The sequence below is a fragment of the Cryobacterium sp. Hb1 genome (assembly GCF_004403585.1).
GTDB classification, from domain to species: domain Bacteria; phylum Actinomycetota; class Actinomycetes; order Actinomycetales; family Microbacteriaceae; genus Cryobacterium; species Cryobacterium lyxosi.
The window spans coordinates 160,740-175,049 of sequence record NZ_SOHI01000028.1 but is presented as its reverse complement, the minus strand read 5'-3'; the positions used below and the strand labels follow the sequence as shown (position 1 = coordinate 175,049).

Sequence of the window (14,310 nt, the reverse complement as noted above, 5' to 3'; positions counted from 1 at the left end):
ATGATGGCCTCTTTTGCACTTCTTCGTGCAGATTCTCCACAGGGCTTGTTTTTTTCTCCCCTGAACAGCAATAAATGATCCACCCCGCTTTAGCGGGCCGACCAGCCGCCGTCCATCGTGTAGCTCGCCCCGGTGACCATGGCGGCGTCGTCAGAGGCGAGCCAGGCCACGAGCGAGCCGACCTCGGCCGGTTCCACCAGCCGCTTGATCGCGCTCTCGGTGAGCATGATCGTGCTGAGCACCTCGGACGCCGGAATGCCGTGCACGAGTGCCTGGTCGGTGATCTGCTTCTCGACCAAGGGCGTGCGCACATAGCCGGGAGCAACGCAATTGCTCGTCACTCCGTGCGCGCCGCCCTCGAGCGCGGTCACCTTGGACAGGCCTTCGAGCCCGTGTTTGGCTGATACATACGCACTCTTGTATGGCGAGGCGCGAATGCCGTGCACCGACGACACATTGATGATGCGCCCGAAGTTCGCCGCATACATCTGCGGCAGCACGGCCCGAATCAGCAGGAACGGCGCCTCCAGCATGAGGGCCAGGATGTTGTGAAAATCGGCCGGCTTGAAGTCCTGGATCGGGTTGATCCGTTGAATGCCAGCATTGTTGACCAAGATGTCGACCCCCGCGAGCGCAGACGCGAGCGCGTCATCGGTGAGGGCGGCGGTATCCATGAGGTTGACGATCCAGATTGACCCGCCGACCTCCTCGGCCAGGGCGGTGGCACCGGCGGTGTCGATGTCGGCGACGACGACGTGCGCGCCGCGGGCAGCGAGCGCCCGAACGACGGCGGCGCCGATGCCGCTCGCACCACCCGTGACGAGAGCGCGACGCCCGGCGAGGGGCTGCGCACTGGTGCGAACGGGAGCGGCATTGACGCGGTCGGCATCGGCGTCGATGTCAGCGTCGGTGAGATCAGTCATGATGTTCCTTTGGTTGCGCGATCACTGCACGATCACTGCATGGGCAGGTCTTCGGGAGGCGAGGCAACCCAGTTGCTTCCTGACCCAGTTGTTTGCTAACCCAATTGTTCGGGCCGGGTCAGTTGCCGGTGGTGACCGGCTCGAGCCCGTGTTTGCGGGCGTCGACAGCGTCGACCTCGCGCAACGACGCTCCGGCGGTCTCCTTGAGCGTGACCACGGCGACCACCGTGATAGCGCAGGCGATCATGATGTAGATCGCGACCGGAACCCAGCTATTGTATTGCTGCAAAAGCGCGGAGGCAATGATCGGCGCCATCGAGCCGGCCAGAATCGAGGTGACCTGGTAACCGAGGGACACCCCGGAGTAGCGCATCCGGGTCGGGAACATTTCGCTCATGATGGCGGGCTGGCCCGCATACATGAGGGCGTGGAAGCAGAGCCCGACAGTGACGGCCAGAATGATCAGCACCGGGTTGAGGGTGTCGAACAGGGGGAAAGCGAAGAACGCCCAGGAAGCACCGAGCACGGCGCCGGCCAGATAGACGGGCTTGCGGCCCACTTGGTCGGAGAGACGACCAACCTGGGGAATGACGATGAAGTGTACGACGTGCGCGATGAGCAGGGCGATCAGCAACTGGCCGGTGTCGTATTCGTGCACGGTCTTCAGGTAGACGATCGTGAAGCTCACGATGATGTAGTACAAGATGTTTTCGGCGAACCGCAGGCCCATGGCTCCGAGGATTCCCTTGGGGTACTTGCGTACGACCTCGAGCACGCCGTAGTTGACGGCTTTCTCGGCTTCGACCTGCGCGCGGGCCTCGAGAAAGATCGGAGCTTCACTGACGTGGGTGCGAATGTAGTAGCCGATCACGACGATGATCGCGGAGAGCCAGAAGGCCACACGCCAGCCCCAGCTGAGGAACTGCTCGGGCGAAAGGAGCCACGTCATGGTGAGCAACACCACCGTGGCGAGCAGGTTGCCCATCGGTACGGCGGCCTGCGGCCAGCTCGACCAGAAGCCACGGGACTGGTTCGGGCTGTGCTCGGCGACGAGCAGAACGGCGCCGCCCCATTCGCCACCGACAGCAAACCCCTGAATGAAGCGGAGGGCCACGAGCAGGGCGGGTGCCCAATAGCCGATGGTGTCGAAGCCGGGCAGACAACCCATAAGGAAGGTGGCGGCACCCACCATGATGATCGTCACCTGCAGGGTGTGCTTGCGTCCGAGTTTGTCGCCGATCTGGCCGAACACGATGCCACCGAGCGGCCGGGCGATGAATCCCACGGCATAGGTGAGGAAGGCGGCGATGATGCCGTCGAGTTCGCTGCCGGCGTTCGGAAAGAAGACCGTACCAAAGACCAGGCTCGCGGCGGTGGCGTATAAGAAGAACTCGTACCACTCCACGACCGTTCCGACCATGGAGGCGGCGACGATCTTCTTGAGGCCGGATTTTTCGGTTTCGCTGCCAGCTGGGCGAGCAGCCCGACCGGAACCGGCAGCCCCCACGCGTTGATTGACACTCATTGTCTGTCTCCTTTGTGTCGTCGATGACACGTACTTGGCCGCAGCGGCGTGCGGTAAGGAATCGGTCGCCTTCACAAAAGTACGACGTGTCTGAGTATTCACGCACAACGGGCGGGTGACAAGAACCAAAAAGACAGAGTCGATGTGCATAATCGCAGATCATGGCTCGGCGGGGTGCCCGTCCCGAATTTGCTCAGGCGCTGCACGGCCAGTTCATATGCGATTCCTAAGAATTCACTCACTGTTTACTCATCCGTACCTCACGCGCAGGCCGGACTCTGATCTCACGACCACGAGGGTCGACACCCGGGAGGAACGCCATGGTCACCAGGATTGTTTTGTACTCGCACGATTCGATCGGGCTGGGACACGTACGGCGGAACCTCGCCATCGCGCACGCACTGTCGTTGTACCTTCCGTCCATCATCCACGAACCGGTGAGCGGACTTCTGGTCACCGGACAGAGTGCCGCAACGTCCTTCCCCACTCCCGCCGGTTGGGACTGGTTGGTGCTGCCCGGCATCACCACCGGTGTCGACGGCTACCGCCCGCGTCATCTCACACTGGGAATCGACACGATGACGTCGATTCGCGCAGGCATTCTGCGCGTCGCCCTGCGCGAGTTCGCCCCTGACCTGTTGATCGTTGATCGGCACGCACTCGGCGCTCGCCGAGAACTCGAAAGTGCCCTGGTGAGCCTGCGCTCAACCCGGCCCGAATGCGCCATCGTGCTTGGTCTTCGTGAGGTTCTCGACCGTCCCGCTGTGGCCCTCGCCGAGTGGCGGGCTATCGGCGGCGCCACCGCCATCCGGCGGTTGTTCGACGCGCTCTGGGTATACGGCGACCCGCGCGTGCACAATGCATTCGAGACCGGGGAAATCCCGTCCTCGCTACTCAACCTCGCGGTGCATACCGGCTACCTCGCCAACGGACGGCCGATCGGGCACGTAACGAGCGACAGCGAGCCCTTCATACTCACCACCGTTGGCGGCGGTTCCGACGGTCATCGTCTCGCCTCGGCTGCGGCCCGTGCGATCGCGCCACCCGGGTACCGACATTTGGTCGTGACGGGCCCTCAGATGCCCGACGCCCATCATGCCGAGATCGCGTCCGTGGCACGCGAGGGCACGAGCATCCTGCGCTCGGTTCCCGATGCCCTCGCCTTGCTCCGCCGGGCAGCCGCCGTCGTGTGTATGGGCGGGTACAACTCGATCAGCGAAGCGATGACGACCGCTGCGCCCACCCTGGTCGTACCGCGCGAGGCCCGACGGCAGGAGCAGTCGATTCGCGCCGCAGCACTCGCCCGCCGCGGACTCGTCGAGACCGTGACGGCAGACACCGCGACTCCGGCCTTCCTATCGGCCTGGTTCGCAGCGAACGTCGGCCGGGTCGTTCCGCGCAGCACAGTGAACCTCGACGGCCTGGAGACAGTCGCCGTTCTCGCGGCGGCACTACTCAATTCCAAACAGCGGGTTCGCGAACCCGCGGAGGTGCAACATGCTGTCTGACCATTCCGGATCCCCTCGGATCGGCTATGTGCTCAAAATGTATCCCCGGCTCTCGGAGACGTTCGTCGTGTCCGAGATCCTCGCCCGCGAAGCCGCCGGTGAGAATCTGGTCATCTTCTCCCTGCGGCCGCCGGTCGATTCTCGCTTCCATGCGGAACTGGCCCGCGTGGCCGCGCCGGTTGTCTATATCGACCGGCCGTGGAAAACCTCGCTGCTCTGGGCGGAATTCCAGTCCACGGCCAAGTCCGGCGTCGGATCGGCAATGTCCGCCTGTCTCGACGAGCTGCTGCTGGCCGATGTCGACGACGCGGTGCAGGCGGTCAGCCTGGCCCGCGCCGTCAGGGAATACGGCATCACCCATCTGCACGCCCACTTCGCCTCGGTCGCCACAACGGTGGCCCGCCTGGCGTCGCTGCTCACGGGGGTGCCGTACTCATTCACGGCTCACGCCAAAGACCTCTTCCACGAGTCAGTGGACCCGGCGGACCTGGCTGTGAAACTGGCCGGGGCCCATCATGCCGTAACGGTGAGCGAGTACAACTTCGATTATCTGCGTCGCCGGTTCCCGGCCGAGACCTTGAGACTGCACCGGGTTTACAACGGACTGGAACTCGCCCGTTTTCCATTCACCGAGCACCGAGCACCCAGTGGGCCTCTCGCGGTGGTCGCTGTTGGTCGCCTGGTCGAGAAAAAGGGTTTCAGCCTGCTGGTCGATGCGGCGCACGCACTGCACCACAGCGGTGTCGCGCTGACCGTGGACATCGTGGGCGGGGGCGAACTGACCGGGGCTTTGAGCGAACAGATCCATCGTCTCGGACTGTTCGGTACCGTGCGACTGCTCGGCCCGGTGTCGCAGACCGAGGTGGCCCTGCGGCTGGCCGCCGCTGACCTGTTCGTAGCGCCCTGCATCGTCGGTAGCGATGGCAACGCCGATGGGCTCCCCACCTCCATCCTTGAGGCGATGGCCCTCGGCGTTCCCTGCATTTCAACGGATGTGACGGGTATCCCCGAGATCGTCCGCGCGGGAGAGACCGGAATCCTATGCCGCTCCGGCAGTCTTGACGACCTGGTAGCTGCCATGCGCGGAGCCGCTGATCCCGCCGCGAACCTCGGTCGGCTCGCCCGAAACGCCCGCCGGGTGGTCGAGGAATCGTTCGATTCTGCCCGTCAGGCCCGAGTACTGGGCGAGTTGTGTGCCCACACCGACTCCGATGCGAGCCACCCGGCGAATCAACCGGCGTCACTCGAACCGATGGCGGTGGCCTGATGCGCGTCGCCTATCTGTGTGTCGACCCGGGTGTTCCCGTCTTCGGCACGAAGGGCTCCTCGGTGCACGTGCAGGAAGTGGTGCGCGCCTTCCGGGAACGCGATATGCCCGTGACCGTGTACTGCACCCGGCGTGGCAGCGACGTACCGGCTGACCTGCACGACCTCCCCGTCGTCGTGCGTACAGTAGCGGCCACCGAGTCACCAGCCGAACGGGAACGCGCCATCGCCAGCGCCGCACAGAGCCTTGCCGACGCCGCGATCGAAGACGGATGCGACCTCGTCTACGAGCGCTACTCCTTGTTCAGCACAGCCTCGGCCGTCATCGCCCGCGCGACGGGGTCCCCCGTGATCCTCGAAGTCAACGCCCCGCTCATCGATGAACAGCGCACGCATCGTACTCTCGTCGACGAGGCCGGCGCCCGTGCCGACACCAGGCGGGTGGTTACGGCCGCAGCCGTGGTCGTGTGCGTCTCCGAACCCGTCGCCGCCTGGGTCCGACCCTTCACGACATCGCCTCGTCGTATCACGGTCGTTGCGAATGGCGTGAACACCCGGCGTATCGTGCCCCCAGCGCACTCGTCGGTGACGACCGGGTTCACCGTCGGCTTCATCGGCACCTTGAAACCGTGGCACGGCGTCGATGTACTGATCCGCGCCACCGCCCGGGCTGAATCTACCGCACGCGCGAATTCCGGTCGGCTCGCCGCCGAACCGCCGTGGCGCCTGCGCATCGTGGGCGATGGGCCAGAACGGGCGGCGCTGCGCCAGCTGGCTTCGAATTACCCACTCGACGTGGAGTTCACCGGGGCCGTGGCGCCGGAACGGGTGCCCGAGCTGCTGGCCGGCTTCGACGTGGCCGCCGCACCGTATCCGGCCGGCCAGGATCAGTACTTCTCCCCGCTCAAACTCTACGAGTACCTCTCCGCGGGACTCCCCGTGGTCGCTTCGGCGGTGGGCCAGATTCCCACCGTCATCGTCGACGACTGCACCGGGCTGCTCGTACCGCCCGGCGATGAGGTGGCCCTCGCGGATGCACTCGGCCGGGTGAACGAAGATCGTGCCCTGCGAGTGCGACTGGGCCGCGCCGCACGCGCACTCGCCGTCGAGCGGCATGACTGGCGGGCTGTAGTGGGCCGGATCCTCGACCACCTCAGCGCGGCCGATCAGGCGCAGCTGAAGGCCGGGGCCGCCGACTCGTTCGCGCCGCAACCCGCGCTGCTGATCGGCGGCCGACGATGACGCGCTCACGCGAGCCCAGTGCCCTGCGCCAAAGCCTGCACATCGTCCGCCCCCATATCGGACGGCACTGGAAACTGGTCACCGGCGGCCTCATCGCGCTGCTGATCGAGGTCGCGCTGTGCGTTCTCGAACCGTGGCCGGTGAAATTCGTGATCGATTCGGTCACGGCCAGTCTCGGCGCCACCCTTCCGCCCGGCTCAAATACGCCGCAGGCGACCATTGGGCTGCTGCTCGTCTGCGGGGCACTTCTGGTCGCACTGACGGCAGGGCGCGCCGCGTGCAGCTATCTGAGCACGGTGGCGTTCGCCCTCGTCGGGTCTCGTGTTGCGACCGACCTGCGGACGCGGGTGTTCACCCACGTTCAGGTACTCTCCCTGCGCTACCACGCCGCCGCCAGGTCCGGTGATACGGTGCAACGCCTGGTCGGAGACATCGGCCGGTTGCAGGAAGTCGCCGTCACGGCCGGGCTTCCGCTTTTCGGCAACGTGTTGACATTCTTCGTCCTCGCGATCGTCATGCTTGTGTTGGATCCGCTCCTCGCCCTCGTCGTTGTGGGCGCGGCCGTAGCGTACCTGTTGTCGTCGCGACGCAGTTCACGTGCCATCACCTCCGCTTCCCGCACCACCAGGAAGGGCGAAGGATCACTCGCTAATACCGCGGCCGAAACGCTCGATGCTATCCGGGTGGTGCAGGCATACGGTCTAGAGCACACCGTCTCCGGAGCCTTCCGCAGCGGCAATGAGACCGCGCTGCGCGAGGGGATCAAAAGTCGCCGTCTGGCTGCCGGGCTCGAACGCCGAACCGACATCATCGTCGGAGTCGCGACCGCGCTCGTGCTCGCCGGAGGCGGATGGCGCGTCATCGACGGCCAGATGACTCTCGGCGAACTGGTCATGTTCATGATGTATCTCAAGATCGCCATGAAACCGCTGCGCGACCTGGCCAAGTACACCGGGCGTATCGCGCGGGCCACCGCCTCAGGCGAACGCATCGCCGAACTCCTCGACGAACCCATCGAGGTATTCGATTCGCCGACCGCTCGGCCACTCGACCGCAGCATGGGGCGGTTGACGTTCCATGATGTGCACGCCCCGGACGGCTACGGCCGGCCGTTGTTCGCCGGGCTGTCGCTCGAGATTCCGGCCGGGCAGAACGTGTGCCTGCTCGGTCCGTCCGGCTCGGGCAAATCCACCCTGGTCGGTCTGATCCTGCGCATGGTCGACCCGTCTTCCGGCAGCGTGCGCATTGACGGCACCGACGTACGGGACGTGACGCTGCGCAGCCTACGCGGGCAGGTGTCGATCCTGCTGCAGGACTCCGTGCTGTTCGCCACGACCGTGCGGGAGAACATCCGCTACGGTCGCCTGGACGCGACCGACGCCGATGTCGAGGATGCGGCCCGGATTGCGAATGCCGAAGAATTCATTACCGCCCTGCCGAGCGGCTTTGAGACGATACTCGGCGGTCGTGGCAATACCTTGTCAGGCGGCCAACGCCAACGCATCGCCATCGCTCGTGCAGTCCTGCGCGATGCCCCCATCGTCATCCTCGACGAGGCAACGACCGGTCTCGACCCCAGCGGTCGCAGCGTCGTCGAAGCCTCGATGGAAACCCTTACTCGGGGTCGAACGGTCATTACGATCACCCACGCTTCCCACGCCGTGCATCGCGCGGACCGGGTGCTGTGGCTTGAAGACGGTCAGATCGTTGAAGATGGGTCCCCGGCAGAACTTCTCAAGTCACCCGGCAGTCGGCTGTCAAACTGGCTGGCCGAGCAGGAGACGACCGTTCGGATCCGGTCATGACGATCGCGGCCGACACTAGCCCGCCGCCAAACGGCCGCGTCACGGCGAGGTCTCACGCCGCTGAGCAGGATCTGATCTCTCGGGATCCCCGCGTGGCGGCGCTCCGACTGGTTTTCAACGACGACGAGGAGCTGTCCGCTGCACTCAACCGCCCAGCACACGTCACCCGCATCCGCTACAAGCCGGCATCAAGCGTGGTGATCACGTACTCCAGCGACCGTTTCGCCGAACCGCACGACCGGTGGGGTGACCACGGCTGGCTCGCCAGCTATATCGACGACAGCAAGGTGAGTAAGAGTCTGCTGAACGCGCGACGCGGCAACGCCACTGCCGCACGAGTGGAGGGCATCCGGGGAACCGTGTACGGCACGGCATCGGCTGACCGCAGGCTCACCGGCACTCTCGCCCGGCTCGATCAGGCATGCCCTCAACTGACCGAAACATCGACCTTGCTCCGGCACAACCCGCACCGGCGGTTGCTCCTGCGCACGTCGGGGGCGACCGATCTCGTCGTCAAGGTCACGCCGCGCACCCACCGCGCAAGTGCCGACCAACAATTCCGTCAGGTCGAATTTCTCGATCACCTGACTTCCGAGGGGATCCCGGTCGTTCGGTTATGGCACCCCGGAGGCCTGCGTGATGTCGTCGCCGGTCAGTGGTGGGGTACCGGTGACCTCGCCGCCGTCCAAAGCACGGATGCGGCGGGTGCAGCCGGGCAGGCGCTGGCAGCGCTGCATTCCCTCCGCCTGGCACGCGGCCAGTTTGCGATCGGTGCCCGCAACGCCGATTCGGCCTTGGCCGAATCCGAATCCACGCGTGCGGCGGGCGCCATTGCGGTCGTCCTGCCCGAATTTGCCCAACGCGCGCACCGACTGGCCCAGGCCATCAACGATCGCCGTGCAGCATTGGACCGGCCCAGCGATCCAGTTCTCACCCACGGTGACTTCTCGCCCGATCAGGTGCTCGTCAGACCCGGCGAGATCCGCCTGATCGATTTCGATCGGGTCAGCTGGTCGGATCCGGAACGCGACCTCGGTTCGTTCGCCGCGGCCGCCATCATCCTCAGGAGCCCGGACCTCGCCGTGGCCCTGTTTGACGGCTACGCCGGCGCGGGCGGCGAACTGCGCCCGGATGCGATCAACGACTGGCTCGCTCACGCGCTCCTTTGCCGCGCCATCGATCCGTTCCGGTACCGGGCCCCGGACTGGGTCGATGACGTCGAACGCATTCTCACCGCCGCCGAACAGGTGCTGGAACGATGATGTTCTCCCTGCCCCCCAGCGCCGACGACGACGGAACCACCTGGCAGATTGAACGCGCCTGGCCCGATCGTCATAGCGGAGCGACTTTCGAGGCGCGGGCCGGACACGACGGTCAGGTACGCGGTGGCCGTTGGACACCGTCAAGCGGCGCCGTCCTCGGCCGCTTCGGCCACGACGATCAGCTCCCCGACCTCGCCGCTACCGCCCGATCGGGTTGGATTGTGGTGCACCGCCCCGGCCGTCGCGCCGTCGTGCGTTCTGCAGATGGCTCGAATTACGCGAAGGTCTTTCGGCCGGGTCGCGCGGCCGCTGCAGTGGCGGCAATGCAAAACGTCGAGGGGCTGGCATCCGCTTTCCTACAGCCGCGCATCGTGGCGGTGACGAGAGATGTCGTCACCTGCACCACCGTTCCCGGGCGCTCACTGCATGATCTCGGAGCGGATCCGGCCGCTGGCCTCGAATGGGGTCGCGCCTGGCACGCCTGGCGCGGCGCGTGGGTGGATTCGATCGGCTCCGCGCCGGCAGATCCGTCACTTCCCGCGCACGATGCGTTCGCCGAGGCGGCCATCGTACGGTCATGGGCGGCGAAACTGACCAATTTCAACCCGTCACCCGCGTCGTCTCGCCTCGTGCAGGTCGCAGATCGAGTTGCCGCCGGGCTGGTCGCGGGAACAACCGATGCATTGCGCCCTGCCCATCGAGACCTGCACGACAAGCAGATTTTGTGGGATTCCACGCATGGTAGCGGTCTGATCGACTTCGACACCGCGGCGAATGCGGAGCCTGCTCTGGACCTGGGCAATTTGCGCGCGCACCTGGCGCTTCGCGAGCGGCAGGGGCTTCTCAGCTCCGAACGCCACACGCACGCCGCACGCCTGATCGATTCGGTCGCCGACGAACTTCACGTCGCTCCCGAACGCGTGAACGCATACGAAGCTGCGGCTTGGTTTCGTCTGGGCTGCCTCTATGCCTTCCGACCCCGATGGGCCGCGCTCGCCGCGGTGCTGCGCGCCGAGATCTGCCGGCAGCCGGGAGCCTAGGCATAATGGCGTATGACCTTTCCGCCGGCTGGCACCGCTCCCACTCCCGATGATCTCCTCATCTTTCTCGCGGTCGCCCGCACCGGCCGATTCACCACCGCGGCTGAGAGCCTGGGCCTGAACCACACCACGGTGTCCCGGCGCATCACCGCCCTCGAAAAGGCCCTCGACGGCCGTCTCCTGGCCCGCGCCGTGGGCGGCTGGGAGCTGACCGAGCTCGGAGAACGCGCCCGCACCGCGGCGGAGGGGGTGGAATCCGCGGTCAGCCTCCTGCGGGGTTCCGACGCCGAAGCCCAACAGATCTCCGGGGTGGTGCGCATGTCGGCGACGGACGGCTTCAGCGCCTATATCGCGGCCCCGGCCGTGGCCGTACTGCAGCGCCGGCATCCGCTCCTGCGCGTCGAAATCGTCACCGTCACCCGGCGGGCCTTGCAGCACCGTTCGGGACTGGACATCGAAGTCGTCGTGGGTGAACCACAGGTGCACCGGGCGGAGTCGATTCTGCTCGGTTATTACAGCCTCGGAATGTACGCCTCACGGCGCTACCTCAAGGCCCAGGGCACACCGACCACCATTGCCGAGCTGACCGAGCATCCCCTCGTGTATTTCGTGGATTCCATGCTTCAGGTCGACGACCTCGATGCCCCCCGGCGGCTCGTGCCGCAGATGCGGGAGTCGCTCAGCTCCACCAACGTGTTCGTGCATGTCGAGGGAACCCGGGCCGGCGCCGGAATCGGATTCCTGCCCTGCTTCATGGCTGATCAGCATGCAGACCTGGTGCGCCTTCTTCCTGAAGATTTTCAGGAACGACTGCCGTATTGGATGGTTTTGCGCACCGAGTCATTGCGGCTGCCGGCCGTCGCGGCGCTCGTCGCGGCGCTCCGCGCGCAAATGGAGTCCTATGCGCCGGCACTGCTCGGCCGTAACGTCATCACAGGAACGGACATAGCCAACTAGACCCAGGCGCGCAGCTGGACAACTACACTAGAAGGGCACCAGCGGGAGTGGTGGAATTGGCAGACACGCAGGATTTAGGATCCTGTGCTTTCGAGCGTGGGGGTTCAAGTCCCCTCTCCCGCACATGGTTCCCCCTTCAGCCCTAGACAGCACGCTCCCCCATAGGGGTACCGTTGACTTCTTGGGTCGTGTGAGGGCTTGTCTTTTGTCGTAACGGCGCTTTTTCCAGGTGCGTTCAGCACGGGCATCCTGCGCGGATGCCACAGCCCGCGACCTCGACCAGCCCTACGACTATCTGACGGCCCCCTGTTTCAGGGGTCGGCGGTCCGGCGTTCTCTCACCATTGGACGCTACCCTGTGTCTCGGCACCCGCCGTCGCTACCCGAACGTCTGCCCTCCGCCGACTGGAGCTCCCCGCGTGATTCACACCGCCCTTATTCCCTGGCTCGACCCGACGCACATCATTGAGTCGGCCGGTCCCTGGGCTTTGCTCGTCGTCTGCGCGATCGTCTTTGCCGAGACCGGGCTGCTGGTCGGGTTCCTCCTTCCGGGCGATACCCTGCTGATCATCACCGGCCTGCTCGCGTTCCCCGCCGCCGGGGTCATCCGGATTGACATCTGGTGGGTCGCCCTGGCCATAGGATTTGCCGCGTTCCTAGGCGGTGAAATCGGCTACCTCATCGGACATAAGTTCGGTCCGCGCGTCTTTGAACGCAAGGAGTCCGGCCTATTCAGCATTAAGAACGTCGACCGCACGAATGCGTTCTTCGTGCGATTCGGCGGTGTCGCCGTCATCGTCGCCCGGTTCGTGCCGATCGTGCGTACCTTCGCACCGGTCGCGGCGGGCGTCGGCCACATGGACTACCGCAAGTACACGCTGTACAACCTGATCGGCGCGCTGCTCTGGGGGGCCGGCCTGACCTTCGGCGGGTACTTTCTCGGCTATATTCCGCCGGTGGCCGAATTCGTCACGACGTACATCGACCTGATCTTGCTCAGCGCGGTGGTCATCACCCTCATTCCCACGGTGTACCACTACGTGCAGTCAATCGTGAAAGCCCGCCGACTGCGCGGCCAACCCACCACAGCCACGGGCAGTCACCTACTCGACCCCCAAACGTTCAAGACCAACCACACCGGCCGCCACGAGAGCTGAGGCATTCCCCATCTGATTCGTTCAGCGGTGCTGGTGGCCTTCATGCTCGGCGTGCTCGGTCGGTTCCAGCTGAAAGGTTGAGTGCGCGACGTCGAAATGCTTGCTGAGGCATCCCGACAGCTCATCGAGCAAAGCGTCGGTGCCGTGTGCGAGCACGGTCGCCTCCACGACGATATGCGCGGTGAACACGTGCGCACCGCTGGTGATGGCCCAGACGTGCACATCGTGCACGTCGACCACGCCATCCGTGCCGAGCAGATGGCGCCGAATCTCGGAAATATCGGTGTCGGCCGGCGTGGACTGGCTGAACACGCGCACGACGTCACGTAACAGCACGAAAGCGCGCGGAACGATCATGGCGGCAATGACGAGCGAGGCGACGGCATCCGCTTGGGCAAAACCGGTTATCAGAATACTGATGGCGGCCACGATCACGGCAACAGATCCCAGGGCGTCGCCGAACACCTCGAGGTAGGCGCCGCGCATGTTGATCGACCCGGCAGCCGCCGGACGAAGCAGTAGCATTCCGGCGATGTTCGCTGCCAGACCGATGATGGCCACGATGAGCATGGGAGCTGGCAGCACAGCGCTCTCGCTCGGGGCCATCAGTCGAGCGACCGCAGCGACCGAAACGACGCCGGCCACGCCAAGCAGGATCAACCCGTTGATCAGCGCGCCGAACACCTCGGTGCGCTGAAAACCGAAGGTGGCCCGGTCCGTCGCCGGGCGTGACGCCATGACGGTGGCCGTCAGGGCAACGATGAGCCCAAGCAGGTCGGACAGCATGTGCCCCGCATCGGCCAGTAGAGCGAGCGATCCGGTCAGCCAGGCACCGATCACCTCGAGCAGCAGCACGACGGACACAATGCCAATGACGAGGGTCAGTCGCCTCCGGTTCGAGTCGGTGCCGTGCGCGTGATCGTGGCCCATGGCTCAACGTTAGAGCCGCGCACACCCGCTCGCCAGCCCGCAGGCTAGATGGGAATGAATGCCGTTCTCAGCATCCGGGTGCTGCTCGATCCGACGCGGCGTCATGGGGCACCGAGCACCTCGCGCAGCACCGGAACGAGACCCTCGAACGCGATCGCCCGATGGCTGACCTGGTTCTTCACGTGGGCCGAAAGCTCGGCCGCCGAAATGGCATAGCCTTCGGGCAGAAAGATCGGGTCATATCCAAAACCGTTGACGCCAGCCGGTTGGAACAGAAGCTGCCCCGGCCATTCGCCGGTCACGGCCCGCTCGGTGCCGTCGGGCAGGGCGAGAGCGGCCACACACGTGAAGTGGGCGTCGCGGTGCTCCTCGGGAACGTCGCTGAGCTGCCAAAGCAGCAGACGCAGGTTCTCACCGGCATCCTTGGCCGGTCCTGACCAACGCGCCGAGAAGATTCCCGGTGCCCCGCCAAGAATGTCGACGCAGATTCCCGAGTCGTCTGCGATTGCCGGGAGCCCGGTGTGCGCGGCAGCGGCGCGCGCCTTGATCAGTGCATTCTCGGTAAAAGTGACACCGTCTTCGACCGGTTCGGGGCCGTCATAGGCGAGCACCTCGATGCCAGGCAGCTGCGCGGCCAGGATGCGCCGCAACTCCTCAACCTTGTGGGCGTTGTGCGTTGCGAGAACGATCTGCACC

Annotated in this window: 12 protein-coding genes and 1 tRNA gene; 9 read left to right on the top strand and 4 right to left on the bottom strand. The window is 65.4% G+C overall.

Annotated features, from left to right (window positions below):
* Positions 1–89 precede the first annotated feature (89 nt).
* Both E3T38_RS11900 and E3T38_RS11895 read right to left on the bottom strand, forming a co-directional pair.
* Positions 90–923 carry a 3-hydroxybutyrate dehydrogenase gene (locus tag E3T38_RS11900; RefSeq protein WP_134548381.1) on the bottom strand — a complete coding sequence of 278 codons (834 nt, stop codon included), beginning with the start codon at positions 921–923 and terminating at the stop codon, positions 90–92.
* A 118-nt stretch (positions 924–1,041) separates the two neighbouring features.
* On the bottom strand, positions 1,042–2,448 hold the full coding sequence (locus tag E3T38_RS11895; RefSeq protein ID WP_134548380.1) for an MFS transporter: 1,407 nt from the start codon (positions 2,446–2,448) through the stop codon (positions 1,042–1,044).
* A gap of 320 nt (positions 2,449–2,768) precedes the next feature.
* Between E3T38_RS11895 and E3T38_RS11890 the strand changes: the two genes are divergently transcribed.
* The 9 genes from E3T38_RS11890 to E3T38_RS11850 all read left to right on the top strand — a co-directional run bounded on the left by E3T38_RS11890 (position 2,769) and on the right by E3T38_RS11850 (position 12,684).
* On the top strand, positions 2,769–3,956 hold the full coding sequence (locus E3T38_RS11890) for a glycosyltransferase family protein (RefSeq protein WP_134548379.1): 1,188 nt from the start codon (positions 2,769–2,771) through the stop codon (positions 3,954–3,956).
* The gene (locus tag E3T38_RS11885; RefSeq protein WP_134548378.1) at positions 3,946–5,223 is read left to right on the top strand and encodes a glycosyltransferase family 4 protein; all 1,278 of its coding nucleotides are present in this window, start codon (positions 3,946–3,948) and stop codon (positions 5,221–5,223) included. The genes E3T38_RS11890 and E3T38_RS11885 overlap by 11 nt, the downstream gene beginning before the upstream one ends.
* Positions 5,223–6,464, top strand: coding sequence for a glycosyltransferase family 4 protein (locus tag E3T38_RS11880; RefSeq protein WP_134548377.1), 1,242 nt, complete (start codon positions 5,223–5,225; stop codon positions 6,462–6,464). The genes E3T38_RS11885 and E3T38_RS11880 overlap by 1 nt, the downstream gene beginning before the upstream one ends.
* On the top strand, positions 6,461–8,269 hold the full coding sequence (locus E3T38_RS11875) for an ABC transporter ATP-binding protein (RefSeq protein WP_134548376.1): 1,809 nt from the start codon (positions 6,461–6,463) through the stop codon (positions 8,267–8,269). The genes E3T38_RS11880 and E3T38_RS11875 overlap by 4 nt, the downstream gene beginning before the upstream one ends.
* A gap of 92 nt (positions 8,270–8,361) precedes the next feature.
* Positions 8,362–9,531, top strand: coding sequence for an aminoglycoside phosphotransferase family protein (locus E3T38_RS11870; protein WP_166805504.1), 1,170 nt, complete (start codon positions 8,362–8,364; stop codon positions 9,529–9,531).
* Positions 9,528–10,571, top strand: coding sequence for a phosphotransferase (locus E3T38_RS11865; protein WP_134548374.1), 1,044 nt, complete (start codon positions 9,528–9,530; stop codon positions 10,569–10,571). The genes E3T38_RS11870 and E3T38_RS11865 overlap by 4 nt, the downstream gene beginning before the upstream one ends.
* A gap of 12 nt (positions 10,572–10,583) precedes the next feature.
* Positions 10,584–11,528 (top strand): LysR family transcriptional regulator, encoded by a 945-nt coding sequence (locus tag E3T38_RS11860; RefSeq protein WP_134548373.1) that lies wholly within the window; start codon positions 10,584–10,586, stop codon positions 11,526–11,528.
* A 41-nt stretch (positions 11,529–11,569) separates the two neighbouring features.
* Positions 11,570–11,651: transfer RNA gene (locus tag E3T38_RS11855), tRNA-Leu, on the top strand.
* 295 nt (positions 11,652–11,946) lie between these two features.
* Positions 11,947–12,684 (top strand): DedA family protein, encoded by a 738-nt coding sequence (locus E3T38_RS11850; protein WP_134548372.1) that lies wholly within the window; start codon positions 11,947–11,949, stop codon positions 12,682–12,684.
* Between the two features lie 21 nt (positions 12,685–12,705).
* Here the strand turns inward: E3T38_RS11850 and E3T38_RS11845 are convergent, their stop codons facing one another.
* A complete protein-coding gene (locus E3T38_RS11845; protein ID WP_134548371.1) occupies positions 12,706–13,614 on the bottom strand; it encodes a cation diffusion facilitator family transporter in 909 nt (302 codons plus the stop codon).
* 101 nt (positions 13,615–13,715) lie between these two features.
* Positions 13,716–14,309, bottom strand: a complete 594-nt coding sequence (gene rdgB / locus E3T38_RS11840; RefSeq protein ID WP_104197580.1) for an RdgB/HAM1 family non-canonical purine NTP pyrophosphatase — start codon at positions 14,307–14,309, stop codon at positions 13,716–13,718.
* Position 14,310 lies beyond the last annotated feature (1 nt).

Coding starts and splice junctions, on each gene's coding strand:
- E3T38_RS11845 (WP_134548371.1), bottom strand. CDS start 13,614: ATGGGCCACGATCACGCGCACGGCACCGACTCGAACCGGAGGCGACTG.
- E3T38_RS11860 (WP_134548373.1), top strand. CDS start 10,584: ATGACCTTTCCGCCGGCTGGCACCGCTCCCACTCCCGATGATCTCCTC.
- E3T38_RS11880 (WP_134548377.1), top strand. CDS start 5,223: ATGCGCGTCGCCTATCTGTGTGTCGACCCGGGTGTTCCCGTCTTCGGC.
- E3T38_RS11900 (WP_134548381.1), bottom strand. CDS start 923: ATGACTGATCTCACCGACGCTGACATCGACGCCGATGCCGACCGCGTC.
- E3T38_RS11890 (WP_134548379.1), top strand. CDS start 2,769: ATGGTCACCAGGATTGTTTTGTACTCGCACGATTCGATCGGGCTGGGA.
- E3T38_RS11865 (WP_134548374.1), top strand. CDS start 9,528: ATGATGTTCTCCCTGCCCCCCAGCGCCGACGACGACGGAACCACCTGG.
- E3T38_RS11895 (WP_134548380.1), bottom strand. CDS start 2,448: ATGAGTGTCAATCAACGCGTGGGGGCTGCCGGTTCCGGTCGGGCTGCT.
- E3T38_RS11885 (WP_134548378.1), top strand. CDS start 3,946: ATGCTGTCTGACCATTCCGGATCCCCTCGGATCGGCTATGTGCTCAAA.
- E3T38_RS11875 (WP_134548376.1), top strand. CDS start 6,461: ATGACGCGCTCACGCGAGCCCAGTGCCCTGCGCCAAAGCCTGCACATC.